Here is a 25,619-nt window from a genome sequence, read left to right as displayed (position 1 = left end):
GGACCACGATCCCTTCTTCGGATCCCAGTCCTGCAAGGAGCGGCCATGAAATACATATCGATCGTCGTGGGTCTCGGTGTTGTCGCCGGTGCACTCGGCATGGCTGTGCCGGCCGCGGCCAGGCCGGGCGACTGCACCGTCTCCGAGGAGGCGCGGCTCGATGCGGTGGAAGCCACCAAGCGCGCGGAGTACCTGGAACGCCATCCCGACGTCAACGCGGGGATCAGTGATGCCCTCAAGAACACCCCTGGCGACGGCGGAGCGAAGCACGAGGCGATACAGGCGTATCTCACCGCGAACCCAACCGCCAAGGCGGATTTGGATGCAATCCGTCAGCCGGTGCAGGACTTCAAAAATCGCTGCTGGCCCGACGGCTAGCTGCTCGCCGAACTACATGGATGTAATTCTCGTCGCGCTTCTCATGGTTTCTTAACGTTCAGGCCATGACCGTCCAACCAACGCTCGATAGCGTCCCGGACGAGCCGGCATCTCGTCGGCTGTAACGCTGAACAAGGAGTACTCCATGAAGTTCACCTCTGCTGTACTCAGCGGTGTCGTTGGTGCCGGCGCGGTCGCCAGCGCCCTGGCCTTCTCGGGTGCCGCTGGCGCAGCTCCCGGCCAGTGCACTGCTGCGGAGTTCGCCCGGACTCACTCGACGGTGTCAAGCCAGGTCGCGAGCTACCTCGACAAGAACCCGACGATCAACGACGGCATCACCAAGGCCGCCAAGGGCGCGCCCGAGGGCGAGCGTCGCGAAGCCATCAAGACCTACCTCGATGGTCAGCCCGCCGCCAAGGCCGAGCTCGACAAGATCCGTCAGCCGCTGACGAGCCTGAAGAACAGCTGTGGCGCGGACACCGATGACGCAGCGCCGGCCGCTCCCGCCGGACTGGTGGGCCAGCCCGCTGCGCCTGCTACCGAGAACGCCCCCGCCGAGCAGCCGCAGCAGCCGTGGAACCCCTTCGCGCCGCAGCAGCAGCCGGCTCAGGAGAACACGGAAATCGCCAACATCCAGCAGGTCGCTCCGGCCCAGCCGGCCACGCCGAACGTCACCGCGGTGGTCGATCAGCAGGACGCCTAACAACACCTCTCGACGTTGCGGCCGGGAATGAGGCTTAGCCTTAAGCAGCAATGACTCAGGAAACTGCCGCACGTCACAAGGTGTTGATGGTCGATGACGACCCGGACGTTCGGAACTCGGTAGCCCGCGGGCTACGTCATTCGGGTTTCGACGTCCGGGTCGCTGTCGATGGCCGCGATGCGCTTACCCAGCTCGCGGCCGACGAACCCGACGCCCTGGTGCTCGATGTGCAGATGCCCGAGCTTGACGGGGTGGCGGTGGTTACCGCCTTGCGGGCCTTGGGTAACGACATCCCCATCTGCGTGCTGAGCGCCCGCGACACGGTCAACGACCGGATCGCCGGCCTGGAGGCAGGTGCTGACGACTATCTGACGAAACCTTTCGACATCGGCGAATTGGTGGCGCGTCTGCGCGCTCTGCTGCGCCGTCGCGGCGCCGGGGGCGGCGGTCTGGCCGCTTCCGCCATCACCGTCGGACAGATCACCGTGGATGTGTCTCGCCGGCTGGTCTTCGCCAGCGGAGAACGTGTCGAGCTGAGCAAGCGTGAGTTCGATCTGCTGGTGGTGCTGGCCGAGAACACCGGTGTGGTGCTCAGCCGCGCGCGGCTGTTGGAACTGGTGTGGGGGTATGACTTCGATGTCGAAACCAATGTCGCCGACGTCTTTGTGAGCTATCTGCGCCGGAAACTGGAAACCGGGGGAGCCCCCCGCGTCATCCACACCGTCCGTGGTGTGGGGTACGTGATGAGAGAAGAGCCGTGAAACGCTCGCTTTCGCTGCGCACCCGGGTCGCGGTAGCGGCCTTCCTGGCTGCCGGTCTGGTGGTCGCGCTCATCGGCATTGTCGCCGGTATCGCATTGGTGCGCAACGATACTCGTCAGCTCGATCGACGCCTCGACATGCTGACGGATGCGGTGCAGGCCACTACCCGGCACGGCGAAACCACGTTTGTGCTGACCGTACGCGACACCAAAAGCGGAGGGTTGGTGATCTTCCGGGGCGTTGAGCTACCGCAGCTGCCGTTGGGGACGGGGAATGTGACTGTCGGTGGGGTGAACTACCGGGTGCGGACGATCGAGAACCCGGAAGAGCAGACGGTGATTTCGCTGGGAACGCGGTCGGACACAGTGTTGGTCAACCACCGTGGAATTCCGGTGTTCATAGCCCTCGGGGTGCTGTCGATGCTGCTTGCGGGCGGCTTCGCGTGGCTGTTCGCCGGGCGGGCGGTGCGACCGCTGCGTCAGCTCACCGAGCAGACCCGGCAGCTCGATACCGACGGTCTGCAGGTTGCCGCGGTGCGGGGTGCTCGGGAATCCGAGGAACTTGCCGATGCCATGGCCGCCATGCTCGGCCGAGTCTCGGCAGCGCAGTCCGAAACCACCAAATCGCTTCTGGCGGCGCGCGATTTCGCTGCCAGCGCCGCTCATGAGCTGCGCACCCCGCTGACCGCGATGCGCGCCGACCTGGACACCCTGCGCGCACATGACCTCTCGGACGAGGAACGTACCGAGGTGATCGCCGACCTGCAGCGCGCGCAACGACGTGTCGAGGCCACCATCACGGCGCTGGGGCAGCTGGCCTCGGGCGACCTCGCCCGGCGTGAGGACCGCGAACTCGTAGACATCGCCGATCTGCTGGATCGGGTGGCGGCGGACGCGTTGATGCATCGTGCCGCCATGCCGGAGATCACCGTCAATTCCGACGACGGCGGCGTGGTGCTGGGCTGGCCCGACGGTCTACGGCTGGCTGTCGACAACCTGGTGCGCAACGCCATCAACCACGGCGACGCCAAACACGTTGTGCTCTCGGCGAATCGCCTCGATGACCGGCTGGTCATCGAGGTCGATGACGACGGCACCGGCTTGCCCGAGGCAGACCGGGAACGGGTGCTCGGGCGGTTTGAGCGTGGACCCGGCGCCAAGCCCGGCGGCCTCGGGCTGGGTCTGGCGCTTGTCGCCCAGCAGGCCGCGTTGCACGGCGGAGACGTGGTGTTGTCGGCAAGCCCGCTGGGCGGTCTGCGGGCGACGTTGACGATAGTGGCCGAATAGACCCGCCGCAGCTAGGTCTTGCGTGACCCGTACTTGGCGAGCCATTCGCGGGCTTCCCCAGGCAGGTTCCCGGAAGCCTCGGCGGTCTTGCACCAACGCCGCACCATTTTGACCATGTTGGCGGGGTTGTAGGCATCTTCCTGTTGCGACCAGAGCCCGTCCCCGGCGTAGTGCAACACGGTCAGGTTCGGCTCGCCCCAATGCTGTCCGTCACCAGGATCGCTCATCACGTTGTCGATTTCGCAGACCACCCAACCCTTTTCGGGATCGAAGACGGTCCAGGTAGCAGGCAGGCTGGGCATGTGGTTGCCGGGGAACTCCGCCATGACAGCGGTGATGTACTGCCGGATGGCTTCCTTGCCGTGCAGGCGGCCCACCACGTGTTCGATGTAGAGGGCGTCCTCGGTGTACATCTCGGCATAGGGGTTCCAGTCGCCGGTTTCGATGCAGCGATGGACGGTGGCTTGGTGTTGCGCGAACGCTTCCTCGAGTTCGGCGCGGCTAAACGACGGCATGGGTAAGAGAGTGCCATAAGGTACCGTCCCTGAGGTGCGAGGACGGAGCGCCGTGGGGGCGATGGGTTGGCTGCTGACCGTCGTCGCGATCCTGGCCATCGCGTCCCGTTGGGTGAGGTCAAGCTGGTCGCCCCTGATCGGGCTGACCGCAGGCTGGCCGGTCACCTGTCTGCTGATGATCCTGGGGCTATTGCTGTTCCTCATGGTGCGGCACTGGTGGGGTGTGTTGACGGCGACCGTGGTGATCGCGTTGCAGGTGCTTGCGATTGCGCCGCTGTACCTGCCCGACAGTCACCCGCGGGGAACCACCGTCACGGTGCTGCAGACCAACCTGCGTTTTGGTGCTGGTGATGCCGGGGCAGTGGTGGCCGCGATTCACGAACATGACGTGGGCGTGGTGACCGTCGACGAGCTCACATCCGAAGCCCGGACGAAACTCGTTGCCGCGGGGATTGATTCAATACTTCCGTATTCGTACACCATTGCCGAACCGAAGGCTGCGGGCACCGGAATCTGGAGTCGGTATCCGCTGACCCCGGTGCATCGGGACGACCAGAGCTTTGCCATGCGGCAGATCTGGGCGGAGGCCGAGATCCCGGGGGCGGGGCCGGTCATGCTCGTCGCGGTGCACACGCTCCCGCCGGAGAAGGACATGAGTTCACCGGGCTGGCTCGCCGAGCTGGACACCATCGGTCGGCAGTTGCAGGCACTGCGCCCCGATGTGAAAGTCATTGTCGGCGGCGATTTTAACGCCACCTACGATCACTTCGTGTTCCGGCAGATTCTCACTGGCGGTTTCGCCGACGCAGTGGATCAGGCGGGCGCCGGGTGGTTGCCGACCTGGCGCGAAGGGCGTTGGTACACCAGGCTGATCGGGATCGATCACATACTCACCCGCGGGGCGGCGGCCACTTCGGTGAGCACCCAAGAGATCTATGGAACCGACCACCGGGCGCTCATCGCGACATTGGTGGTGCCTAGCTCTTCTTGAGCGCGGCGTCCACTGACAGCGATCCGCCGCCGGTGAACACCAGAAGCAAGAAGGCCCAGCAGAACAGAACGGCCAGTTCGCCGTTGTTCTCAATGGGAAGCAGCCCGGCAGGTTGGTGCTGGGTGAAGTATGCGAACGCCATGGTGCCGGAGGCCAGGAAGGCCGCTATCCGGGTTCCGGCGCCGAATAGAATCGCGACGCCGGTGAGAAACTCGATGGCGCCCGCCCACCACCCCAGCGACCACGACTCGACCGGGGGCATCGACGCCAGGTCTGGCCAGCGGAACAGGATTGCGGTGCCGTGGATGGTGAATAGGAGCCCGAAGACGATCCGGAACAACGACAGGACAACGGGCGTGGCGCCGTCGAGCTTGGCGACTGAGCTGGAGATGCTGGAGGAGGCCATGGCCAGGATGCTAAACCAATTCGCGCGTAACGACTTAGCGCTTAGCGCGGGTAATGAATCGGTCGAGGGACAGCGATCCGCCGCCGGTGAACACCAGAAGCAGGAAAACCCAGCTGTAGAGAGCTGCGGCCTCGCCGTTGTTCTGGATCGGCAACAGCCCCTCGGGTTGGTGATAGGTGAAGTAGGCGACTGCCATCGCACCGGATGCCACGAAGGCGGCGAGTCTGGTGCCGAGCCCGACGATGATCGCCGCTCCACCAACGAATTCGATGATGCCGGCCCACCAGGGCAGAGTGCCGGCGGGTTGCAGGTACGAGGCTAACGGCCAACCGAACAGGTGGGAGGTGCCATGTAAGAAGAACAGGAACCCGACCACGATCCGGAATGCGGACAGGGCGACCGGTGTCAGACCGGTGAGCTTGTTTTCGATATCAGCGAGGGCCATGCGTCTAACAATAGGACCACAGTCCGCTTTATTCCTGTCTTAACCGCCGGTGACCGCCTTCACCAGCGTCTCTGCCGCCAGCAGGCCGAGGTTGTTGGACGCCAACGGGCTGTCTCCGGTGAGGAGCTTGCGGTCGGCGTGTGTCTGCCCGGTGATCCCGGTGTTGAGGATCGTGATGCCCTGCTTACGCAGATTTTCGCCGACAAGCCACGGCATTTGTCCTGGGATATAACCAATTTCGATATTCACCCCGGTGTCGAGGCTGTCGGGGAACACGCACAGGCTGTAGCCCCGGAAAGGTGATGCATCGCGATCCAGGCCGGCGGCGAGCAGTGCGCCGGGGCCATGGCAGAGGGTGATGACGTATTTGTCGTACTCCAGCGCCCAGTCCAATACCGTCCGGACTTCTTCACTGTCCGGGATGCCCAGGAGCACGCCGTGGCCACCGGGGATGAATACGCCCAGATAGTCCGAGTCGGGACCCAGGCTGTCGGCAATGACATGTGAGAGCTTCTGTGGCTTCTTGAGTTGTGCGGAGAGCTCGGAGAAGGTGTTCAGGACTGCCTCGTCCTCGCGCGGCATCGCCCAGAGCTCAAGTTTGGCGGGATTACCGGACACGGTGGCAACGTCGATCCCGAAACCCGCGGTCTTCAGGTGATGCAGGGGTAGCAGCATCTCGACGGGATGGTTCCCGGTGGAGAACATGGTGCCGTTCTGCATGAGCATGTAGCGCTCTTCGGTGGCGACCATGAGGATCTTCCAGCGTCCGCCGGTATAGGCGTTGTCATAACGGACGCCGGCGAAGTCGGTTGTGGCGGGGACGTACTGGCTCAGCGAGTAGGGGGAGGGGAAGTAGGCGTTGTCTTCCGCAGGGTCGGGGACGGGGGTTCTGCTCAGGTCGTCGGCTGCGTTCGGCACGACATTCAACCTACGCCGGTCAGAGGTATTCCGTGCCGCGAAATGACAAGGCCCCCGGGGAGATCCCGGGGGCCTTGTGCCAAAACCATTTACACGTCGGCGTACTTACACGTCGAAGTACTTACACATCGAAGTACTTACACGTCGAAGTACAGGGCGACCTCGTACGGGTGAGGACGGATGTTGATCGGCTCGATCTCGTTCTCGCGCTTGAACGCGATCCAGGTCTCGATCAGATCGGAGGTGAAAACGCCACCCTCGGTGAGGTACTCGTGATCCTTCTCGAGGTTGTCGATCACGGTGGCCAGGTTGGTCGGGGCCTGCGGAATGTTGGCGGCCTCCTCCGGAGGCAGCTCGTACAGGTCCTTGTCGACGGGTGCCAGCGGCTCAATCTTGTTCTTGATGCCATCGATACCGGCCATGAGCATGGCCGCGAACGCCAGGTACGGGTTACCCGAGCTGTCCGGGCAACGGAACTCGAGGCGCTTGGCCTTCGGGTTGTTGCCGGTAATAGGAATACGGACACATGCGCTCCGATTCCGCTGGCTGTAGACCAGGTTGATCGGGGCCTCGTAGCCCGGCACGAGCCGCTTGTAGGAGTTGACCGTCGGGTTCGTGAAGGCGAGCAGCGACGGGGCGTGGTGCAGGATGCCGCCGATGTAGTGGCGGGCCACATCCGAGAGCCCGGCGTACCCGGCCTCGTCGTGGAATAGCGGCTTGCCGTCCTTCCACAGGGACATGTGGGCGTGCATGCCCGATCCGTTGTCACCGAACAGCGGCTTGGGCATGAAGGTGACGGTCTTGCCATTGGCCCACGCGGTGTTCTTGATGATGTATTTGAACAACAGCACGTCGTCTGCCGCAGCGAGCAGCGTGTTGAACTTGTAGTTGATCTCGGCCTGTCCGCCGGTGCCCACCTCGTGGTGACCGCGCTCGAGGGTGAACCCGGCGTTGATCAGGTTGGTGGTCATCTCGTCGCGCAGGTCGACGAAGTGGTCGTACGGGGCCACGGGGAAGTAGCCACCCTTGGGGCGCACCTTGTAGCCGCGGTTCGGGCTACCGTCCTCCTCATACGGCTCGCCGGTGTTCCACCAGCCGGCCTCGGAGTCGATCTCGTAGAAGGTGCCATTGATCTTCGAGTCGAAGCTGACCGAATCGAAGATGTAGAACTCGGCCTCGGCGCCGAAGTAACAGGTGTCGGCGATACCGGTGCTGATCAGGTACTGCTCGGCCTTGCGGGCCACGTTGCGCGGATCGCGCGAGTAGGCCTCGCGGGTGAACGGGTCGTGCACGAAGAAGTTGACGTTCAGCGTCTTCGCCGCGCGGAACGGGTCGAGCTTGGCGGTCGAAATGTCGGGAAGCAGGAGCATGTCCGACTCGTGGATCGACTGGAATCCGCGCACCGAGGACCCGTCGAACCCCAGGCCGTCTTCGAAGACGCTGGCATCGAATGCGGATGCGGGGATGGAGAAGTGCTGCACGACGCCCGGCAGGTCACAGAACCTGACGTCCACGTACTCGACTTTCTCGTCGGCAATGAACTTGAATACCTCGTCGGGGCTACTGAACGTCATGCTTCTCCTTGTTTCCTCTGATTCCATGACCGCGCGACTGAACCTATGGAGCCGGTGTTGCCCGCCGGTCAACCATATGTTGCGCGGATGTTACGCGTAACCACAGAACGGTTGGCCTTTACGCTGTGAGTATGGCGCGAGACCTGGGTTCATGGTTGTCGGGGCTTGGTTCGGTGCAGGGCGCGGGCAACTCTCGGTACCCGGGAGAGCAACTCGGCCTACCCGAGACCGGTCCCGGATCGGCGGCGCCGATGATGCGGCGGCTGCTGGCACTGCTGCTCGACTGGCTGATCGCCGGTGGCCTGGCGCTGCTGTTCGTCAAGGGAAATCTGTTATCGCCCACGCTGTCCTCGGCGCAGCTGCTCACCTGGTTCGCGATAGGGGTGATGGCGGTGCGGCTGTGGCGGTTCACCCCCGGCCAGTACCTGGCAGGCATACAGGTGGCGCCCGCCGATGGAACCAACTCCGTGGGTATCGGGCGGGCGTTTGTCAGGAACCTGCTGATCACCGTGATAGTCCCGCCACTCATCACCGATGTTGACGGCCGTGGTCTGCACGACCGGGTGACTCGCACCGTCGTGATTCGTATGCGATGAGCCGCCTGCGCGAAGAGCGTGGGCAGCGCTAGATGGTGGTTCTGCTCGCTGTCTGTTTGGCGGTGTTCATGCTGCTGCTCGACATGACGATTGTGTCGAGTGCGCTGGCGGACCTGCAGGTGTCGTTGGGGGCCGACCTCGCCGATCTGCAATGGGTGATCGACGCCTACGCGCTACCCATGGCAGGGCTGCTGCTCACCGCCGCCACCCTGGGTGATCGCCTGGGACGCCGACGGCTCTATCTGCTGGGCATGGTGCTGTTCACCGCGGCCTCGCTGGGCTGCGCGCTCTCGAGTAGTGCACCCATGCTGATCGGAGTGCGCGCGGTCCAGGGCATTGGCGGGGCGATCCTGCTGGCGGTATCGCTGCCGATCATCGCCGCGGAGTATCCACAGGAGCGCCGTGGTGCCCCCATTGCGATCTACGGCGCGGTGATGGGTGCGGGCAGCGCTGCGGGTCCGCTGCTGGGCGGATTTCTCGTCACACACTTCGGATGGCAGTCGATTTTTCTGGTCAACTTGCCGGTGGGCGTGATCGCGCTGGTGATCGCCGCGCGCCACCTGCCGGAGACCCGCGCCGACGCGCTGCGACCGGTCGACTGGGTAGGCACGATGCTGCTCACCTTCGGGCTGATTGCCGGCGTCTTCTCGGTGATCTCCCTGCACGACGGCGGGATCGGCGCCACAACATCGGGCTCATTGGCGGTTGGCGCCGTGCTGGCTCTGGTGCTGTTCTTCTGGTGGGAGAGCCGTGCGCCTGCGCCCATGCTCAGCCTGCGGCTGGTCACCTCGCCCGGTTTCGCCGGGGTGTGGGTGGCTGCGGCGGCGGCCTCCGGCACGCTCATCGCAGCCACCAATTATTTGGCGTTGTACTTCATGAACACCCTGGGTTACAACGCTTTTGAGACCGGCCTGCGTGCTGGACCGCTGACACTCGCGACCATTGCGGGGGCGCCGTTGGGGATTCTGGTGGGCAGGCGGCTGCCCACCATGGTCACCATTCCCGGCGGTGTGGCGCTGGTCGCAGTCGGATTATGGGCTGCGACGGGAGCCCACGCCGATACGGTCTGGACCCACTTCATTTTCGGCTCCACGCTGGCCGGGCTGGGGCTGGGAGGGCTCTCGGCGATGACATCCGATGCTGCACTGCGGTTTGTGCCGTTGGACGACGCCGGGATGGCGACCGGGTCAGTGAGCACGGGCCGTCAGATCGGCATCCTTCTGGGCGTAGCGGGCATGGGTGTGGCATTCGGGCATGCCGCCGCCGGTCAGACCGGGGCCCGGGCCGCGGGCGCTGCGGGCATCGACAGTGTGCTGTCGCTGGGGGCGCTTGCGGCGGCCTGCGCGGCGCTCGGTTCGCTGATTCTGCTCGCTGTGGCTACGATGAGTCGCTCGCACGATCCGGCCACCGGAGAGTCGCTAGCTATCTAGCCATCGGTGATCGCGCCTGCCTGTACGGATGCCCACGGGTATTTGTGCATTGCGGTGGTGAGCCGTAGACAGAGGGAGTAGCTTTCGATCATGGAGAGCGCGGCGGTTCTCATCGCAGCGCCCGGTGTCGGTTCCGATCGGGGGACGGACGCGAACCCGCGGCCGCGGTACAGCATTGTTTTGTCGTCTGATCCGGCTGAAGTTGAAGCCGCGCAACGGCTTCGGTATCAGGCGTTCGCCGACGAAATGGGTGCGCCATTGCCGCACGCCGTTCGTGGGCCGATTACGGGCGAGATGATCGATGTGGACAAGCTGGATCCCTATTGCGATCACCTACTGGCTCGCGACGAGGACACCGGGGTCATCATCGGCTGTTGCCGGCTGCTCCCGCCCGAGGGATACCAGGCGGCCGGGGAGACGTTCACGGACTCGATGTTCGACGCGTCGGCGCTCGACCCGCTGCGGCCCAAACTGGTTGAGATCGGCAGAGTTACCGTCGCGCCCGAACATCGCAACGGTGCCGTCATGGGGATCTTGTGGGCCGGGATTTTCCGGTACCAGCAGATGACCGAGCATCAGTACGCGATTGGCTGCCTGTCGGTCCGGATGGAGGACGGCGGGCCACGGGGATCGTTGGTGCGCTCGGTGCATGATTTCGCGCAACGGTTCGCCGCCCCCGACGAGTATCGGGTCATACCGCGCCACCCGGTCGTGGTCGACGGCGTGCCACTGGACGAGATCCCGCCCCAGGAAAAAGCGAAGATCCCACCGCTGCTGCACGGATGCCTGCGCATCGGCGGACGCATCTGCGGACCGCCGTCCTTTGACCCCGAGTTCGACATGGCGGACTTCTTGGTGCTGGTCACCAAGGACACGGCGCGGCAACGTTATTTGGAGCGTCTGGAGCGGTCCCTTGCTCTCGGATAACCATGCTTCTTGCGATGTGCTCGGCGTCGGATTCGGGCCATCGAACCTCGCGCTCGCCGTAGCGCTCGCCGAGCATCCGCACCGGGCGTCGGTGAAGTTCGTCGATACTCAGGCTCAATTCGGGTGGCATCGCGGCATGCTCATCCCGGGAGCGCGGATGCAAGTGGCCTTTCTCAAAGACCTTGTGACCCTGCGCAATCCCAAGAGCCACTACACCTTTGTCAACTACTTGACGGAGCGCGGGCGGCTGCCGGACTTCATCAACCAGCAGAGTTTCTTTCCAACCCGGGAAGAGTTTCACGACTACCTGGATTGGGTGCAGCAGGCGCTCGGAGCGGATGTCAGCTACTCCTCGCGGATGATCGGAATTCAGGCGGCCTCCGACGGATTCCAGGTGCGGTTACAGGACACCACCGAGCGGTCACCGGATCGTTTGATGCATACCCGGGCGCTCGTTCTGGGCTGTGGAACATTCCCGGCGATGCCGTCCGGAATCAATCCCACGGCACGGCAATGGCATAGCAGCCAGTTGTTGACCAGGCTCGACGCGCTGGAAGACTCGCCCACTCGAGTCGCGGTGGTGGGTGCCGGGCAGAGTGCCGCGGAGGCGGTGGCCTACCTGCACAGCAGGTATCCCGAGGCCCAGGTGCATGCCATTTTTGCGCGCTACGGATACAGTCCGGCCGACGACAGTCCCTACGCGAACAGGATTTTCGATCCCGCGGCGGTGGATGACTTCTACCGCGCCCCCGCCGAGGTGCGCCGCCAGCTGGTCGATTATCACCGCGACACCAATTACGCCGCGGTCGATTCTCCACTGATCGCCGATCTCTACGACCGCGAATATCGGGAGCGGGTCAGCGGACAGCGGCGACTGTGGATGCATAACGCCTCGAGGATCGCCGCCGTCGACGAGGCTCCGGAACGGGTACGTCTCGCCGTGACCCATCTGCCGACCTCATCGGCAGAGCTGCTCGACTGCGATGTGGTGGTGTACGCCACCGGATACCGACCGTTGGACGTGCGAGCCTTCCTGGGTGCGCTGGCTTCCTGTTACGAATTCGACGCAGATGGCCTGCCGGTGGTCGAACGCGATTACCGGCTACGGGCGCTGGCGGATGCCCCGGGGGACATCTACCTCAACGGATCGGTGGAGCACAGTCACGGACTGTCTTCCTCGTTGTTGTCCAATGTCGCGGTGCGGGCCGGAGAGATCGTGGATTCGCTGGCTGCCGAGGCGGAGACCCGCGACGCAGTGGCATCTTTCAAGACCGGATAGACGAAGCGCTCGATCATCTCCGATTCCAGCGCTGGATCTGTTGCGGGCCAGAACAGGAATGCCATTACCACGCGTGAAATCCATTGCGCGGCGGTCTCGTCGGTCAGGCCGGTGAACGTCGACGCCGAACGCGGGATTTCGGAGGACGGGGTCAGATAGGACCCGAGAGAGGCCGGAGACATCGTTGCGACCATCGCGCTGACGACTGGATCGTTGCGGATGGCGGTCAACGACGCGGTGATGGCGGTGACCGCACGCCGCCGCGCATCCGCGGACTCGACCGCCCGCTGAACGTCTGCGGTGACGCTCGCGATGTTTCGGGCCAACACGGCATCGACAATCGCCGTCTTGCCCCCGATATGTCGATACACCGTCGCGCGGGAACAGCCCGCTTCGCGGGCGACCGCATCGAGGTTCAGCCGGTCCAGCCCATGGCGCGTGATCTGCCTGGCCGCGACCGACACGATGCGATCGGCGGCCGCCCCATGGCGGTCACCCTGGTGCAACCAGTCCGAATACGGTGACATCGATCCGTGAATCTATCTCAATATGAGACGGAATTCTCAATAATTCTCATCATGTGCGCAGGTGGTGCGGCTGCCGTGAGACGCTGGGGATCATGGTCCTGAACAGGTGCTTCTCAGTTTTTCCAATGCCTTGACGTGCTGTTTTCCGGTCTGTCAGCCTCATGGGTGATGAGCACCGTTGAACTATTCGACCCGCAGGTCCTGGAGGATCCCTACCCGTTCTATCGGCGGCTGCGCGAGACGGCCCCGGTGTGGCCGGTCGGTGCATCCGGCTTCTACTTCGTCTCGCGCTGGGATCTTGTGGTGGAGGCCACCGAGCGCACCGGGGATTTCTCTTCCAATCTCACCGCCGCGCTGATGAAATCCCAGGACTCCCAGGATGGCCCGACGGTTGCGGCGATGGGGCCGGTCGCCGATCCCACGCATGTCTTGGCCACGGGCGACGATCCGGTCCATCATGCGCATCGCAAACTGGTGCTGCCGACATTGGTCGCCAAGCGGATCACCGCCCTGGAACCCGTCATGGCCGCAACCGGGTCCCGGTTGTGGGAACGCGGGCGCGACGGCGACGGCATCGACTGGATGGCCGCGATGGGCGATGCGTTGCCGATGACGATGGTGGCCCGGCTGATCGGCTTGCCCGATGAGGATGTGCCGCAACTGGTGCAGTGGGGTTACTCCAGCACCGAGATGCTCGGCGGGCTCAACACCGAACAGCGGCAGGCCGAGGTCGTGACGGACACCATGTATCTCATCCTCTATCTGCGTGAACACCTAGAAAAGGAGCTGACCGCACCCGGCGAGGACCTGCTCGGTTACCTGGCCCAGGCGTGTAATCGGGGAGACATCTCGCTGGATATCGGCGTGATGATCTTGGTGCAGCTGGTCGGTGCAGGCGGGGAGTCCACCGCCGGATTGATGGGCAACGCGGTGCGCATCCTCGGCGAGGATCCCGAACTGCAGCAGCGCATCAGACACGACCGCGCGCTGTTGCCGACGTTCCTGGAAGAGGTGCTCCGGCTGGAGTCACCGTTCCGCGGGCATCACCGCCACGTGGTGGCAGACACCTCGCTCGGCGGGGTCGAGTTGCCCGCGGGCAGCCACCTCACTCTGATGTGGGGAGCGGCCAACCGCGATCCGGCGATCTTCGAGGACCCCGACACCCTGCGTCTCGACCGGCCGAGCCCCCGCAGTCACATCACCTTCGGCAGGGGGTTGCATTTCTGTGTCGGAGCGGCGCTGGCACGTTTGGAGGCGCGTACCGCGATCAACCTGCTACTCGATCGGACGCGTGAGTTCACGATCAAGCCCGGTGGTGCCCAGTGGGTTCCGAGCATCATGGTGCGTCGGCACCACAAGCTGGAGTTGGAGCTCAGTGGTGTGATCTAACGGCGCCTGATGGTGCGCTGCATCCCACCGCGCGCCTTCGCCTGACCACCGGGCATCGGGCCCTTCGGCATGGCGGCGGCACGGGAACCCAGCGCCGAAAGCCGCGACTCCAGGGAGTCCATCTGCTTGGCGGTGATATTGGCGGGAAGCTTGGTGAGGTGACGCTCCAGCTTGGACAGCGGCACCTGACCGTCGTCGTTGCCGACGATGACGTCGTAGATGGGTGTATCGCCGACGACGCGGGCGGTGCGCTTCTTCTCCTGGGCCAAGAGTGAGCCCAGGCGGCCCGGAGCACCTTCGGCGACGAAGATGATGCCGGGCCGGCCGATGACTCGGTGTACGACATCGAGCTGGGTTGTTCCGGCGACCGCCGTGGTGACGCGCCACTTCCCGCGCATGTTGTCCAGTGCCCAGCCGGCGGCGCCCTTCTGGCCCTCAGCCTTGGTGAACACCGATTTCTGCACGCGCCGGCCGAAGATGATGAACGCCACCAGCACGCCGAGTACTACGCCCAGGATCGGGAACATGAACACGCTGATCCCGCCTGCGAAGTACCCGGCGACCGCGAACACCGCGACGATCAGCACAAACGCGCCGATCATGTATGGCAGGAGTCGCTTGTCGTCCTTGCGCTGAATCTGAAAGGCCTGCCACATCTGGGCGCGGCGCGCCTTCGATTCGGCCTTGCGACGCGCCTTTGCCTCGGCCTTCGCGGCCTTGGCCTCGGCGGGGCTCAGTGATTTAGGCATACACCGAGTCTAAGTCTCAGCGCGCGATGAGATTGACCGCCTCCTGGGCGGCTGAACCCGCGGACGCCAGGTGCTCCAGTTCTGCGGGCAGCGGGCGTCCATGGTGGGCCATCGCCTGGGCGTACAGCCGTCCGGCCCGGTAGGAGGAACGCACCAGCGGCCCGGCCATCACACCGGCGAATCCCAAACCCTCGGCGAAATCCGAAAGCTCCACGAATTCTTGCGGTTTGACCCAGCGATCAACCGGATGGTGCCGCGGTGAGGGGCGCAGATACTGGGTGATGGTGATGATGTCGCAGCCCGCCTCGTGCAAATCAACGAGCGAATCCTGTATTTCTTGGTTGGTCTCGCCCATGCCGAGAATCAGGTTGCTCTTGGTCACCAGCTGCGCCTCACGCGCGGCGGTGATCACCGACAAGCTGCGCTCATAGCTGAACGCGGGCCGGATGCGGCGGAACACCCGCGGCACCGTCTCCAGGTTGTGCGCCAGCACCTCGGGCCGGGAGGCGAACACCTCGTCAAGCTGGTCGGGGACCGCGTTGAAGTCCGGAATAAGCAGCTCCACGCCCGTGGCCGGATTGAGCTCCTTGATATACCGCACGGTTTCGGCGTACAGCCAGGCGCCGCCGTCCGGCAGGTCGTCCCGTGCGACACCGGTGACGGTCGAATACCGCAGACCCATGGTGTGCACGCTCTCGGCCACACGCCGCGGCTCGTCGCGGTCTAGGTCGGCGGGTTTACCGGTGTCGATCTGGCAGAAGTCGCAGCGACGGGTGCACTGCTCGCCGCCGATGAGGAAGGTGGCCTCGCGGTCCTCCCAGCATTCGAAGATGTTGGGGCATCCGGCTTCCTCGCACACGGTGTGCAGCCCGCCCGTGCGCACCAGCGCCTTGAGTTCCTTGTACTCGGGGCCCATTTTGGCGCGGGTGCGGATCCAGTCCGGCTTGCGTTCGATGGGAGTTTGGGCGTTGCGCACTTCCAGACGCAGCAGCTTGCGGGGTTGCGATGAACCGCTCGTGTGAAGGGCATCGGCTTCGGTCATGCTCCCACCGCCCCGACGGCCAGCCGTCCCTCGAGTGCGTCGAGCACCGAGGAAATGACCTGGTCACGTATTTCGTCGACGGTCACTTCCCGGTCCAGTTCGGCGGACAGGGTCGTCACACCGGCGTCGCTGATGCCACAGGCGACGATCGGCAGGTACGCGTCCAGGCTGTTATTGCAGTTGAGGGAGAAGCCGTGCATGGTGACCCCGCGCTGCACGCGGACGCCGATCGCGGCGATCTTGCGTTCGGGTTTCCCGCCGCCCGCGGCCAGCCATACACCGGAGCGGCCATCGACGCGCTTGGTCTGCACGCCCAGCTGTGCGCACACCGCGATGATCGATTCTTCCAGGCGCCGAACGTAGTTGACCACGTCGATCGGCTCGGCCAATCGCACAATCGGGTAGCCGACCAGCTGGCCGGGCCCGTGCCAGGTGATCTTGCCGCCGCGGTCGGTGTCGATGACGGGTGCGCCGTTGATCGGCCGCTCCTGCGGTTCGGTGCGCCGGCCTGCGGTGTAGACCGCCGGATGCTGCAGGGTCAGCAGGGTGTCGGGTCCGCCGGCGACGCGGGCCTCGACGAGGTCGCGCTGCAGCTCCCAGGCCGCCTCATAGTCGATCGTGCCCAGCTCCCGCACGACTACGGGATCTGCGCTGGACCGGATGGATCCATGAGTGCGGTGCACGGGTTCCATTATCTCACTTCATTGGTCGACTGTTGTTGGCGTAGGCCAGTGCCTCGCCGATGGTGTGATGCTCGAACTCGAATCCGTGCTGTTCCAGGACCGCGGGGATGACGCGCATGCTGCGCGTCATTTCGGCATCGGCGAACTCGCCGAGGAAGGCGCGCAGCGCGAACTGGGGTGCCACCAGCAGGGTGGGGCGATGCAGTGTCCGCCCGAGGGCGGCGGTGAACTCGGCATTGGTCACTGGCGCCGGCCCGGTCAGGTTGACTGGGCCCGAAAGTGCCGATTCGGTCAACGCGAATTCGAGGGCACGGATCTGGTCTTCGAGGCTGATCCAGGGCATGTACCAGCGCCCGTTGCCCAGCCGTGCTCCCAGGCCGAGCGAGAACAGCGGACGTGACCTGCCGAAGAGCCCGCCGGCGGGGGACAGCACCAGACCTGTTCTGACCTTCACAACCCTGGTGCCTGCCTGCGCGGCCTCCTCGGTCGCCGCCTCCCAGTCGACGCACACGCGTGCCAAGAAACCCGTTCCACTGGAGGCAGTTTCGTCGATGATGCGGTCCCCGCTGTCGCCGTAGTAGCCGACCGCAGAGGCGTTGATCAGCACCGGTATGCCGGCATCGGCGACGGCACCGGACAGCACCTCCGTAGGGATGACGCGGCTGTCGTAAATCTCCTGTTTATAGGCGCCCGACCACCTTTTATCGCCGACGCCGACACCACACATGTTGACGACGGCATCGGCACCGTCGAGAGCTCCGGGCTCTATCTGCCCACTCGCCGGATCCCAGCGCTGTTCGTCGGGGCCCATCGGATCACGCCGAACCAGCCGGACCACGGTGTGGTCCCTGGCCCGCAGGGACGCGACAAGCGCCGATCCGATCACCCCCGAGGAGCCGGCGATGACGACACGCATGAGCTAGAGACCCAGGTCCGCCTCGAAAGCCCCCTCTTCCAGGCGGTTTTTAATGGTGGTGAGGAACCGCCCCGCGTCGGCTCCGTCGATCAGGCGGTGATCGTAGGTCAGCGGCAGGTAGCAGACCGACCGGATGCCGATCGACTCGTTACCCACGTTGTCGCGGATAACCCTGGGACGCTTCACGATTGCACCGGTACCGAGCATGGCGGCCTGCGGCGGCACCAGGATCGGAGTGTCGAACAGCGCACCTTGGCTGCCGATATTGGTGATGGTGAAGGTGCCGCCGGCCAGCTCATCGGGCTTGAGGTTCCCCGAGCGGGCGCGAGCGGCGATATCGGCGATGGCACGGGCCAGCCCTGCCAGCGACAGATCACCGGCGTTGTGGATCACCGGGGACAGCAGACCCTGATCGGTGTCGACCGCGATGCCCAGGTGCTCGGCGTCGAAGTAGGTGATCTCCTTGGAGTCTTCGTTGTAGCTCGCGTTGACGTTCGGGTGCGTCTTGAGCGCCTCGACCGCGGCCTTGGCGAAGAAGGGGAGGAACGTCAGGTTGACGCCCTCGCGCTCGGCGAACGTCGCCTTGGCGCGCGCCCGCAGCGCCGCGATCTTGGTGACATCGACCTCGTGGGTCTGGGTCAGCTGTGCGGTCTGCTGCAGCGACTCGCGCGTCTTCTTGGCGGTCAGCTGACGAATTCGATTGGCCTTCTGCGTCGTTCCACGCAGATGTGCCAGCGCAGCCGGAGCCGCCGGGGCGGGCGTCGCGGGAGCAGCTGAGGTTTGTGTCGACGCAGCTGCTGGGCTGGATGCCGCCGCCTTCGCGGCGTCCGCAGCGGCCAGCACGTCCTGCTTGCGGATGCGTCCACCGACACCGCTGCCGGTCAGCGCGGACAGGTCCACGTTGTTCTCGGCCGCGAGCTTGCGCACCAGCGGCGTGACGTACGGGTTATCGCTTCCGCCGTCGGCCGCAGCGGGTATCGGTGCGGGCGCCGGCGCGGCAGGAGCGGGTGCCGGAGCTGCCGCGGGTGCGGGTGCGGGTGTGGCAGGAGCCGGTGTAGGAGCAGCAGGCGCGGGCGGTGCCGGCGGAGCTGCTGCGGGTTCGGGGGTAGGCGCGGGTGCGGGCGCCGCGGCGGGAGCAGCACCAGCGGCCCCGACAACGGCGAGTTCGCCACCCACGGCGACGGTGTCGTCCTCATTGGCCGAGATGCTCAGCAGCACACCGGCGACCGGTGACGGAATCTCCGTATCGACCTTGTCCGTGGACACCTCGACGAGCGGCTCGTCCACCCCGACCTCGTCGCCGACCTTCTTGAGCCAGCGGGTCACTGTGCCCTCGGTGACGGACTCGCCGAGCTCGGGCATCGTGACCGAGGTGCCGGGGCCTGCCGGCGCGGTGGCCGCGGGTGCCGGTGTCGGAGCGGCGGGTTCCGGTGTCGGAGCAGGAGCAGGTTCGGGTTCCGGCGCGGGCGCGGGTTCTGGATCCGGTGCGGCCGCAGCGGGGGCCGGCGTGGACTCGGTGGACTCGGCCTCGCCGGCCTCGCTGATCACGCCGAGCTCGCCGCCGATCTCCACGGTGTCGTCTTCATGGGCGCTGATCTTGGTCAGCACACCCGAAGTGGGAGCGGGGATCTCGGTGTCCACCTTGTCGGTGGACACCTCAAGCAATGGTTCGTCGACGTGCACCGTGTCGCCCTCTTGCTTGAGCCACCGTGTCACCGTCCCTTCGGTCACGCTCTCACCGAGGGCGGGCATCTGGACGGAGAAGGCCATGGTTTCCACTCCTGAAAAGGTTCCGATAGCGGCTCACACAACGTGGACATATCTGGCTTACCACAGCGACGTGGCCAGCGGGTCAATCCTGTCACTGACTGGAAAGGCGCGCCTGCCCGGGTCCAAGATCGAGGGGTGAGCGTGCGCACAGTTGTCTGCGTCATCAAGCCCGGCAGTCGCAAGGGGCCTGCTGTCGAGGTTGCCGACGATGGTGCGCTGACCCTCTTCGTGCGGGAGCCGGCGATCGATGGCAAAGCCAACAAGGCTGCCGTCGCATTGCTGGCCGAGCATCTGGATGTGCCGAAATCGACGGTGCGGCTCGTTGCCGGGCAGACCAGCAGACTGAAGCGATTCTCGGTCGGATGACAGCACGATCTCAGGGTTAGCTGGCACCATGGACGAATGGCATGGATCGACGCCTTCCGAAGCAAACGCCGGGGACAGGCCACACAGGGCCCGAACGACGACGTGCGCTACCTCGCGACCTGGGCCGCGGCCCGCACGGGCGTGGAGGCCTACGTCGAACCGCAAACCAATTTCTCCGACGTCACTGTGATTCTCATCGCAGGTGATGGCGAGTGGACTCGCCGCCGCGTCGGCGGGGTAGCGGGCGCACGGAGAATCTCCGAGAGACTCAAGATCCCGGTGTATGACGTACATCGCACCGGATACCCGCAACGCAAACGTGATTACGACGCCCGGCAGCGAATCCTCAAGCGCCGCGCGGCCGAGGAAGGCGCCTAGCGGCGCCTACCCGTTCTCGACGATGTCTTCCAGCACCTCGAAGATGGTCCGCACCGGCACACCCGTGCCGCCCTTGGTTATGTAGCCCCACGGTCCACCCGAGTTGAATGCCGGGCCCGCGACATCGATATGCGCCCACTGCACGCCGTCGGCAACGAACTCCCGCAGGTAGTGGCCGGCCGCCAGCATGCCGCCGTTGCGGTGATTGGTGACGTTCGCCAGGTCGGCCACCCGGGACTTGAGATCGTCGCGCAGCTCCTCGGGCAGGGGCATGGCCCAGCCGTTCTCGCCCACGGACCGCGAAATCGACGCGACCCGGTCCCGGAACTCATCTGTGCCCATCACGCCGGGGGTGCGGGTACCCAGGGCCACCACCTGCGCACCGGTCAGTGTCGCGGTGTCGATCAGGTAGTCGGGCTCGTCCTGGCAGGCCCGCACGATCGCGTCCGCGAGGATCAGACGGCCCTCGGCGTCTGTGTTGATCACCTCGACGGTGGTGCCGTCCAGATGGGTCAACACGTCACCGGGACGCTGCGCCGTCGACGACGGCATGTTCTCGGCCATGGGCACCGTCGCGATCACGTCGATCGGCAGCTGTTGGCGGGCCGCCAGCAGGGTGACCGCGATAACCGCTGCCGCCCCACCCATATCGGAGGTCATGTTCTCCATACCGCCGGCCGGCTTGATCGAGATGCCGCCGGTGTCGAAGGTGATGCCCTTGCCCACCAGCGCGACCGTCTTGGCCTTCTTTCCCTTGGCGCCGCGATAGGTCAAGCGCACCAGGCGCGGCTGGCGCGAGGACCCCTTGCCCACTCCCACGATGCCGCCGTAGCCGCCCTTGGCCAGTTCCTTCTCGTCGAGGACCTCGACCTCGATACCCTCGGCGGTCGCCAACGTCTTTGCGCGCTTGGCGAATTCGGCCGGGAACAGGTGGCTGGGCGGGGTGTTCACGAAATCACGGGCAATCACGACAGCAGAGGCGACGGCGGCACCGCGCTCCATGGCGTCCTTCTGCGCGCGCCCCTTATCGCCGACGAGCAACGTAACCTTCTGCAGCCCAGCATCCTTCGGTGCCGTCTTGGCACTGCGGAATTCCGCGAAGCGGTACCCGCCCAGCACCAGCCCCTGCACGGTGGCGTCGACAGCCTTCGCGGACAGCGTGGTCACCAGGGTTTCGACATTGTCGAGTGACCGTGCGGCGACCCCGGCGGCGCGACGGATCGTCTCGGCGGTGTCGGCCTTACCCAGTCCCACGGCGAGCACACTGGCCACCGGCAGCCCGTCCACGACCACCCGGCTGAGCTGCTCGGCCGAGCCGGTCGCGCCGACCGCCTTGAGCGCTGCCTCGATGGATTTGACGGCTGCCTTGTCCAGCAGCTGGGCGTCGGCCACCTGGGGGCCCCTCTCGGACTCCTTCTCGGTGGGGCGCACGCCCACCAGCAGCACCGCGGTGGAGACCCCGCGCTGCGGAATGGATGTGGCCAGGGTGAACGAAGGTGCCGTGTATGCGCTCATAGGCTCACAGCCTAGTGAAAGCGAGTGATGTGCCAATTAGGGTGAACGCCATGACGGATCTCTTACTCGGCCCCCTTCACGATCGGCACGCCGCGCAAGGCGCCACCTTCGCCGAATTCGGCGGCTGGAACATGCCGGTGTCGTACGCAGGCACGGTGGGGGAGCACACCGCGACCCGCGAGGCCGTCGGTCTGTTCGACGTGAGCCATCTGGGCAAGGCGCTGGTGCGTGGGCCGGGTGCCGCAGCATTCATCAACACGTGTTTTACCAACGACCTCAACAAGATTGGGCCGGGCAAGGCGCAATACACCTTGTGTTGCCAGGAAATTGACGGGGTGGCCGGCGTTATCGACGATCTCATCGCCTACTACGTCTCCGATGACGAGATCTTCCTGGTACCCAACGCCGCGAACACTGCGGCGGTGGTGGCCGCGCTACAGGAGAAGGCCCCCGACGGCATCACCATCACCAACCAGCACCGCGATTACGCGGTGCTGGCCGTGCAAGGGCCCAAATCGGCGGAGGTGCTGGAACGGCTCGGACTGCCAACGGATATGGAATACATGGCCTACGCGGACGCGACGCTCGACGGTCAACCGGTGCGCGTATGCCGGACCGGATACACCGGCGAACACGGCTACGAACTACTGCCGTCCTGGGACTCCGCCGGTGCGGTCTTCGATGCGCTGCTGCCGGTGATCGCCGAGGCGGGCGGTCAGCTCGCCGGTCTGGGCGCCCGCGACACGCTGCGCACCGAGATGGGCTATCCGCTGCACGGGCACGAGCTCTCCGCCGATATCAGCCCGGTGCAGGCACGGGCCGGATGGGCCGTCGGCTGGAAGAAGGACGCGTTCTGGGGTCGCGATGCCCTCAGGGAAGAGAAGGCAGAGGGTCCGCGCCGCACCCTGCGGGGCCTGCGTGCCACGGGACGCGGGGTGCTGCGACCGGATCTCACGGTGCTGTCCGACGGCCAACCGGTGGGAGTGACGACCTCGGGCACCTTCTCGCCGACCCTCAAGACCGGAATCGCCCTGGCCTTGCTGGATACCTCCGCGCAGATCGCCGATGGAGCGAGCGTCGTCGTGGACGTGCGTGGCCGGGGTATCGAATGCGAGGTCGTCAAGCCGCCATTCGTGGACGTCAACGTCGGATAATGGGTTCGGATTTGGCGACGTCGGACAGCTAGACTGCCGAGCATGAATCCGCTTCCCGAGTTCACCCGGCAACTCAACCAGTCACCGGCCAGCCCGGCTCGGCGGGCTGAGGTACTGGCCGCGCCGGGATTTGGGAAGTACTTCACCGACCACATGGTGTCCATTGACTGGAACACCGAAAATGGCTGGCACAACGCGCAAGTGGTGCCATATGGTCCTATCACCCTGGACCCTTCGGCGATCGTGCTGCACTACGCGCAAGAGGTCTTCGAGGGGCTCAAGGCCTACCGGCAACCCGACGGAACCATCGCCGCCTTCCGGCCCGAGGCTAACGGCGAACGGATGATCCAATCCTGCCGCCGCATCGCGATCCCCGAGCTGCCACAGGAGCTGTTCATCGAGTCGCTGCGCCAGCTCATTGCGGTCGATTCCGAGTGGGTGCCGCCGGGTGGCGGCGAGGAATCGCTCTACCTGCGGCCGTTCATCATCGCCACCGAGGCCGGCCTCGGGGTGCGGCCGGCGGCCGAGTACCGGTACCTGCTCATCGCGTCACCGGCAGGTGCGTACTTCTCGCAGGGCATCAAGCCGGTCAGCGTGTGGCTCTCGCATGAGTACGTGCGCGCCGCACCGGGCGGGATAGGCGCAGCCAAGACGGGTGGCAATTACGCCGCATCCCTCGTGGCCCAGGCGCAGGCCTCCGAGGAGGGTTGCGATCAGGTGGTGTGGCTCGACGCGATCGAACGCCGCTACATCGAAGAAATGGGCGGCATGAACCTTTTCTTCGTGTTCGGCCGTGACGGCGAGGCCCGCTTGGTGACTCCGGAACTCTCGGGTTCGCTACTTCCCGGTGTGACGCGGAAGTCCTTGTTGCAGCTGGCCTCCGACGCAGGTTTCGCCATCGAGGAACGCAAGATCGATGTCGACGAGCTGGAGAAGAAGGCGGGGTCCGGGGAGATCACCGAGGTGTTCGCCTGCGGCACCGCGGCGGTCATCACGCCGGTTGGCCGCGTCAAGCATTCGGGCGGCGAATTCATCATCGGGGACGGGGAACCGGGTGAGGTGACCATGGCTCTGCGCGACACGTTGACCGGAATCCAGCGCGGCACCTTCGCCGATACGCACGGCTGGATCACCAAGCTCGGCTAGGACGCCGCTGCGCGCACGGGGCGGCGATAGGTCACCGTGTCGAACGTGCGGCCGTACTCGTCGACGGCGGTGACGTCCATCTCACTGCTGAACGTCCCCGGACGTACGTCGACACGAATGAACGCGTAGTTCCGATAACGCACCCGAGACCAGGTGACCGCTTCGGCATGCTTGCTGCCGTCGGGTGCCCAGACATAGCTGTTGGGAACCAGTGTGTCGCTGAGCTCGCGGCCACGGTATCCCTCGGGCTCGCCGGGCTGAAAGTCGTAGCGGGGCCGGCCTGCGGAGCCCACTGTGTAGTACACGGTGCCATCCGATTCCGGATAGACGATGGAATTGTCACCGGCCTCTTTGGTCGATCGACCCGCACGAATGGGATCGGTGCGCTCGAATACATGGTTGTGTCCCTGGAGTACCAGATCTACCTGATAGCGATCGAACAGCGCGCACCACGCGTCGCGGACGCCACCGTCGCTGGCATGCGAGAGGGTCGTCGAATAGGCGCAGTGGTGAAAGAAGCACACGATGAAGTCGATGTTCGGGTCGGCGCGGTATTTTGCTAAAGTTCTTTCCACCCAGCCGGTTTGGGCTCCATCCGAGTAGCCGGTATTTGCCCTGATCTCATACGACACGTCATTGGCGTCCAGGGAGAGCACCGCGACATTGCCGTAGGTGAACGAGTACGCGGAGGGGCATCCCGCGGGGCCGTTCCCGGGAAAACCGAGACGAGACAGGTGGCCGCCGTAGCCGTGGCTGCCGTACGCCGCCTCCATGTCGTGATTACCGGTCGCGAACATCCACGGCGTCGTCGAGGCGCTGGGTTCGATCGACGTCAGGTACACGTCCCAGACAAAGGGGTTGTACTTGTCGAATCCGGTTGCGGGCTTGGCACCCGAGGGCACGAACTGGGGCTTTTTCCCCATTCCGGAGGGATCCGCATACGCGATGTCCCCGGCCAAGATGTGGAAATCGGGTCGGCACGCCACGATCTGGTTCAAGACGTTCTGCGTATGTGACGCACCAGGGTCGTTGTCCGCACTGTAGTAGCTGTCGTCGTAGTCACCGGCCGTCAGGCCCGGTGGCTGCGTCGGGGTTTCGTCGGTGCCCTGATCACCCATCATGGTGAAACGGAAGGGGGCGAGCGCATTTCGGGAGGATGGCATGGCCGTCGAGGCCGAACGGATGTCGCTCACGAACCCGTCGGTGGTGCGCCAGCGGTAAAATTGCTCTGTGCCCCCGCCGAGCTCATGTACGGGCGCGTGGACGTAGAACTGTTCGGCCGCCAGCACTCCACGGTCGCTGGACGGGATCTGTGTCACGAGATTACGGACCTCGGCCTCCCTGGAGGCGCCGAGATCGGGCGTCGGGCCGTGATCGAGAAAGATCTTCGCGCCGTGTGGATTCCTGGACAGCTGCCCGGAAAAGCTGAGCTGACTGCAGGAGTCGGCGCCGAACCCGACGCGTCTGCCGGCGACACCCAGCGGGGCGTCGTCCGCGTATGCCCGCCGTCCAAACGGTGATACGCCCAGCGCGGTGACGGCAGCGGCGGCGGCCGACCCTCGGAGGAAGTTGCGACGTGACACCGCGTGACGGTCGAGATACCCGCGATGCCACTCGTACTGCTCGGTCATCGACATCGATCGGGCGATCGGCTCGGGTATCCCCATGTCCGGCGTCTCACCGGCAGGGTTCACAGGGTTGGGCGGCATAGGTTCGAATAGTGGCCCACCGCACCAGGTAACGCGACCGCACAGGCCGATTCGACCACAAACTCT

The 25,619-nt window shown here is 65.1% G+C and carries 27 protein-coding genes and 1 pseudogene; 15 read left to right on the top strand and 13 right to left on the bottom strand.

Annotation, left to right across the window (positions count from 1 at the left end; all coding sequences use genetic code 11):
- Positions 1–45 precede the first annotated feature (45 nt).
- The 4 genes from AC5Y5C_RS22385 (at position 46) to AC5Y5C_RS22370 (ending at position 3,128) form a co-directional block, all read left to right on the top strand.
- Entirely contained in the window at positions 46–378 is a 333-nt protein-coding gene (locus AC5Y5C_RS22385; protein WP_499976567.1) for a hemophore-related protein, read from the top strand.
- A gap of 145 nt (positions 379–523) precedes the next feature.
- Positions 524–1,081: a hemophore-related protein gene (locus AC5Y5C_RS22380; RefSeq protein ID WP_499976566.1), complete on the top strand. Its 558-nt coding sequence runs from the start codon at positions 524–526 to the stop codon at positions 1,079–1,081.
- A gap of 80 nt (positions 1,082–1,161) precedes the next feature.
- Positions 1,162–1,842 (top strand): response regulator transcription factor, encoded by a 681-nt coding sequence (locus tag AC5Y5C_RS22375; RefSeq protein ID WP_499976779.1) that lies wholly within the window; start codon positions 1,162–1,164, stop codon positions 1,840–1,842.
- A complete protein-coding gene (locus AC5Y5C_RS22370) occupies positions 1,839–3,128 on the top strand; it encodes an ATP-binding protein (protein WP_499976565.1) in 1,290 nt (429 codons plus the stop codon). The genes AC5Y5C_RS22375 and AC5Y5C_RS22370 overlap by 4 nt, the downstream gene beginning before the upstream one ends.
- A gap of 11 nt (positions 3,129–3,139) precedes the next feature.
- On the opposite strand, the gene AC5Y5C_RS22365 is transcribed toward AC5Y5C_RS22370, so the two are convergent.
- Entirely contained in the window at positions 3,140–3,643 is a 504-nt protein-coding gene (locus AC5Y5C_RS22365) for a nuclear transport factor 2 family protein (protein ID WP_499976563.1), read from the bottom strand.
- Positions 3,644–3,695: 52 nt separating this feature from the next.
- Between AC5Y5C_RS22365 and AC5Y5C_RS22360 the strand changes: the two genes are divergently transcribed.
- The gene (locus AC5Y5C_RS22360; protein WP_499976777.1) at positions 3,696–4,634 is read left to right on the top strand and encodes an endonuclease/exonuclease/phosphatase family protein; all 939 of its coding nucleotides are present in this window, start codon (positions 3,696–3,698) and stop codon (positions 4,632–4,634) included.
- Here AC5Y5C_RS22360 and AC5Y5C_RS22355 read toward each other — a convergent pair.
- From AC5Y5C_RS22355 to glnA, 4 genes are all read right to left on the bottom strand, one after another.
- Positions 4,621–5,040 (bottom strand): DoxX family protein, encoded by a 420-nt coding sequence (locus tag AC5Y5C_RS22355; RefSeq protein WP_499976562.1) that lies wholly within the window; start codon positions 5,038–5,040, stop codon positions 4,621–4,623. The genes AC5Y5C_RS22360 and AC5Y5C_RS22355 overlap by 14 nt on opposite strands.
- A 34-nt stretch (positions 5,041–5,074) precedes the next feature.
- A complete protein-coding gene (locus AC5Y5C_RS22350) occupies positions 5,075–5,485 on the bottom strand; it encodes a DoxX family protein (RefSeq protein WP_499976560.1) in 411 nt (136 codons plus the stop codon).
- Positions 5,486–5,524: 39 nt separating this feature from the next.
- The gene (gene hchA, locus AC5Y5C_RS22345; RefSeq protein ID WP_499976558.1) at positions 5,525–6,403 is read right to left on the bottom strand and encodes a glyoxalase III HchA; all 879 of its coding nucleotides are present in this window, start codon (positions 6,401–6,403) and stop codon (positions 5,525–5,527) included.
- 137 nt (positions 6,404–6,540) lie between these two features.
- A complete protein-coding gene (gene glnA / locus AC5Y5C_RS22340) occupies positions 6,541–7,977 on the bottom strand; it encodes a type I glutamate--ammonia ligase (RefSeq protein ID WP_499976557.1) in 1,437 nt (478 codons plus the stop codon).
- Between the two features lie 131 nt (positions 7,978–8,108).
- Here glnA and AC5Y5C_RS22335 point away from each other — a divergent pair, with 131 nt between their 5' ends.
- The 4 genes from AC5Y5C_RS22335 to AC5Y5C_RS22320 all read left to right on the top strand — a co-directional run bounded on the left by AC5Y5C_RS22335 (position 8,109) and on the right by AC5Y5C_RS22320 (position 12,209).
- Positions 8,109–8,573 (top strand): RDD family protein, encoded by a 465-nt coding sequence (locus tag AC5Y5C_RS22335; protein WP_499976555.1) that lies wholly within the window; start codon positions 8,109–8,111, stop codon positions 8,571–8,573.
- Positions 8,574–8,608: 35 nt separating this feature from the next.
- Positions 8,609–10,003, top strand: coding sequence for an MFS transporter (locus tag AC5Y5C_RS22330; RefSeq protein WP_499976775.1), 1,395 nt, complete (start codon positions 8,609–8,611; stop codon positions 10,001–10,003).
- 90 nt (positions 10,004–10,093) lie between these two features.
- Entirely contained in the window at positions 10,094–10,930 is an 837-nt protein-coding gene (locus tag AC5Y5C_RS22325; RefSeq protein ID WP_499976553.1) for a GNAT family N-acetyltransferase, read from the top strand.
- 16 nt (positions 10,931–10,946) lie between these two features.
- Positions 10,947–12,209, top strand: coding sequence for a lysine N(6)-hydroxylase/L-ornithine N(5)-oxygenase family protein (locus tag AC5Y5C_RS22320; RefSeq protein ID WP_499976551.1), 1,263 nt, complete (start codon positions 10,947–10,949; stop codon positions 12,207–12,209).
- Here AC5Y5C_RS22320 and AC5Y5C_RS22315 read toward each other — a convergent pair.
- Positions 12,092–12,628, bottom strand: a complete 537-nt coding sequence (locus AC5Y5C_RS22315; RefSeq protein WP_499976774.1) for a TetR/AcrR family transcriptional regulator — start codon at positions 12,626–12,628, stop codon at positions 12,092–12,094. The two genes, AC5Y5C_RS22320 and AC5Y5C_RS22315, sit on opposite strands and share 118 nt — an antisense overlap.
- On the opposite strand from AC5Y5C_RS22315, the pseudogene AC5Y5C_RS22310 reads away from it, so the two are divergent.
- A pseudogene (locus tag AC5Y5C_RS22310) lies at positions 12,522–12,737 on the top strand (hypothetical protein); the annotation flags it as partial. The gene AC5Y5C_RS22315 and the pseudogene AC5Y5C_RS22310 overlap by 107 nt on opposite strands.
- A gap of 167 nt (positions 12,738–12,904) precedes the next feature.
- On the top strand, positions 12,905–14,125 hold the full coding sequence (locus AC5Y5C_RS22305) for a cytochrome P450 (protein WP_499976549.1): 1,221 nt from the start codon (positions 12,905–12,907) through the stop codon (positions 14,123–14,125).
- Here AC5Y5C_RS22305 and AC5Y5C_RS22300 read toward each other — a convergent pair.
- Genes AC5Y5C_RS22300 through sucB form a run of 5 tightly spaced genes read right to left on the bottom strand, consistent with a single transcriptional unit; the run spans position 14,122 to position 19,285 of the window.
- Positions 14,122–14,874: a DUF4191 domain-containing protein gene (locus AC5Y5C_RS22300; protein WP_499976547.1), complete on the bottom strand. Its 753-nt coding sequence runs from the start codon at positions 14,872–14,874 to the stop codon at positions 14,122–14,124. The two genes, AC5Y5C_RS22305 and AC5Y5C_RS22300, sit on opposite strands and share 4 nt — an antisense overlap.
- Before the next feature lie 16 nt (positions 14,875–14,890).
- Positions 14,891–15,916 carry a lipoyl synthase gene (lipA, locus tag AC5Y5C_RS22295; RefSeq protein WP_499976546.1) on the bottom strand — a complete coding sequence of 342 codons (1,026 nt, stop codon included), beginning with the start codon at positions 15,914–15,916 and terminating at the stop codon, positions 14,891–14,893.
- Positions 15,913–16,608: a lipoyl(octanoyl) transferase LipB gene (lipB, locus tag AC5Y5C_RS22290; protein WP_499976544.1), complete on the bottom strand. Its 696-nt coding sequence runs from the start codon at positions 16,606–16,608 to the stop codon at positions 15,913–15,915. The genes lipA and lipB overlap by 4 nt, the downstream gene beginning before the upstream one ends.
- Positions 16,609–16,612: 4 nt before the next feature.
- Positions 16,613–17,515, bottom strand: coding sequence for a TIGR01777 family oxidoreductase (locus AC5Y5C_RS22285; protein ID WP_499976543.1), 903 nt, complete (start codon positions 17,513–17,515; stop codon positions 16,613–16,615).
- Between the two features lie 3 nt (positions 17,516–17,518).
- Complete coding sequence (gene sucB, locus AC5Y5C_RS22280) at positions 17,519–19,285, bottom strand: 2-oxoglutarate dehydrogenase, E2 component, dihydrolipoamide succinyltransferase (protein WP_499976541.1); 1,767 nt, start codon at positions 19,283–19,285, stop codon at positions 17,519–17,521.
- 135 nt (positions 19,286–19,420) lie between these two features.
- Here sucB and AC5Y5C_RS22275 point away from each other — a divergent pair, with 135 nt between their 5' ends.
- Together AC5Y5C_RS22275 and AC5Y5C_RS22270 are read left to right on the top strand one after the other, a co-directional pair.
- Positions 19,421–19,651, top strand: a complete 231-nt coding sequence (locus AC5Y5C_RS22275; RefSeq protein WP_134085667.1) for a DUF167 domain-containing protein — start codon at positions 19,421–19,423, stop codon at positions 19,649–19,651.
- Positions 19,652–19,687: 36 nt separating this feature from the next.
- The gene (locus AC5Y5C_RS22270) at positions 19,688–20,029 is read left to right on the top strand and encodes an oxidoreductase (protein ID WP_499976539.1); all 342 of its coding nucleotides are present in this window, start codon (positions 19,688–19,690) and stop codon (positions 20,027–20,029) included.
- A 6-nt stretch (positions 20,030–20,035) separates the two neighbouring features.
- Here the strand turns inward: AC5Y5C_RS22270 and AC5Y5C_RS22265 are convergent, their stop codons facing one another.
- On the bottom strand, positions 20,036–21,544 hold the full coding sequence (locus tag AC5Y5C_RS22265; protein WP_499976537.1) for a leucyl aminopeptidase: 1,509 nt from the start codon (positions 21,542–21,544) through the stop codon (positions 20,036–20,038).
- Between the two features lie 50 nt (positions 21,545–21,594).
- Here AC5Y5C_RS22265 and gcvT point away from each other — a divergent pair, with 50 nt between their 5' ends.
- Positions 21,595–22,698, top strand: a complete 1,104-nt coding sequence (gcvT, locus tag AC5Y5C_RS22260; RefSeq protein WP_499976535.1) for a glycine cleavage system aminomethyltransferase GcvT — start codon at positions 21,595–21,597, stop codon at positions 22,696–22,698.
- Between the two features lie 42 nt (positions 22,699–22,740).
- Positions 22,741–23,844 carry a branched-chain amino acid aminotransferase gene (locus AC5Y5C_RS22255; RefSeq protein WP_499976534.1) on the top strand — a complete coding sequence of 368 codons (1,104 nt, stop codon included), beginning with the start codon at positions 22,741–22,743 and terminating at the stop codon, positions 23,842–23,844.
- On the opposite strand, the gene AC5Y5C_RS22250 is transcribed toward AC5Y5C_RS22255, so the two are convergent.
- Positions 23,841–25,553 carry a metallophosphoesterase gene (locus tag AC5Y5C_RS22250; protein ID WP_499976532.1) on the bottom strand — a complete coding sequence of 571 codons (1,713 nt, stop codon included), beginning with the start codon at positions 25,551–25,553 and terminating at the stop codon, positions 23,841–23,843. The genes AC5Y5C_RS22255 and AC5Y5C_RS22250 overlap by 4 nt on opposite strands.
- Positions 25,554–25,619 lie beyond the last annotated feature (66 nt).

The sequence above is a fragment of the Mycobacterium sp. NGS15 genome, from assembly GCF_059813245.1.
The sequence above is the reverse complement of the archived record's forward strand: the minus strand, read 5'-3'. Positions and strand labels throughout refer to the sequence as shown.

Coding starts and splice junctions, on each gene's coding strand:
- glnA (WP_499976557.1), bottom strand. CDS start 7,977: ATGACGTTCAGTAGCCCCGACGAGGTATTCAAGTTCATTGCCGACGAG.
- AC5Y5C_RS22270 (WP_499976539.1), top strand. CDS start 19,688: ATGGCATGGATCGACGCCTTCCGAAGCAAACGCCGGGGACAGGCCACA.
- AC5Y5C_RS22285 (WP_499976543.1), bottom strand. CDS start 17,515: ATGCGTGTCGTCATCGCCGGCTCCTCGGGGGTGATCGGATCGGCGCTT.
- AC5Y5C_RS22305 (WP_499976549.1), top strand. CDS start 12,905: ATGAGCACCGTTGAACTATTCGACCCGCAGGTCCTGGAGGATCCCTAC.
- AC5Y5C_RS22250 (WP_499976532.1), bottom strand. CDS start 25,553: ATGCCGCCCAACCCTGTGAACCCTGCCGGTGAGACGCCGGACATGGGG.
- AC5Y5C_RS22265 (WP_499976537.1), bottom strand. CDS start 21,544: ATGAGCGCATACACGGCACCTTCGTTCACCCTGGCCACATCCATTCCG.
- AC5Y5C_RS22350 (WP_499976560.1), bottom strand. CDS start 5,485: ATGGCCCTCGCTGATATCGAAAACAAGCTCACCGGTCTGACACCGGTC.
- AC5Y5C_RS22255 (WP_499976534.1), top strand. CDS start 22,741: ATGAATCCGCTTCCCGAGTTCACCCGGCAACTCAACCAGTCACCGGCC.
- AC5Y5C_RS22385 (WP_499976567.1), top strand. CDS start 46: ATGAAATACATATCGATCGTCGTGGGTCTCGGTGTTGTCGCCGGTGCA.
- lipA (WP_499976546.1), bottom strand. CDS start 15,916: ATGACCGAAGCCGATGCCCTTCACACGAGCGGTTCATCGCAACCCCGC.
- AC5Y5C_RS22365 (WP_499976563.1), bottom strand. CDS start 3,643: ATGCCGTCGTTTAGCCGCGCCGAACTCGAGGAAGCGTTCGCGCAACAC.
- AC5Y5C_RS22380 (WP_499976566.1), top strand. CDS start 524: ATGAAGTTCACCTCTGCTGTACTCAGCGGTGTCGTTGGTGCCGGCGCG.
- lipB (WP_499976544.1), bottom strand. CDS start 16,608: ATGGAACCCGTGCACCGCACTCATGGATCCATCCGGTCCAGCGCAGAT.
- sucB (WP_499976541.1), bottom strand. CDS start 19,285: ATGGCCTTCTCCGTCCAGATGCCCGCCCTCGGTGAGAGCGTGACCGAA.
- AC5Y5C_RS22335 (WP_499976555.1), top strand. CDS start 8,109: ATGGCGCGAGACCTGGGTTCATGGTTGTCGGGGCTTGGTTCGGTGCAG.
- gcvT (WP_499976535.1), top strand. CDS start 21,595: ATGACGGATCTCTTACTCGGCCCCCTTCACGATCGGCACGCCGCGCAA.
- AC5Y5C_RS22300 (WP_499976547.1), bottom strand. CDS start 14,874: ATGCCTAAATCACTGAGCCCCGCCGAGGCCAAGGCCGCGAAGGCCGAG.
- AC5Y5C_RS22355 (WP_499976562.1), bottom strand. CDS start 5,040: ATGGCCTCCTCCAGCATCTCCAGCTCAGTCGCCAAGCTCGACGGCGCC.
- AC5Y5C_RS22325 (WP_499976553.1), top strand. CDS start 10,094: ATGGAGAGCGCGGCGGTTCTCATCGCAGCGCCCGGTGTCGGTTCCGAT.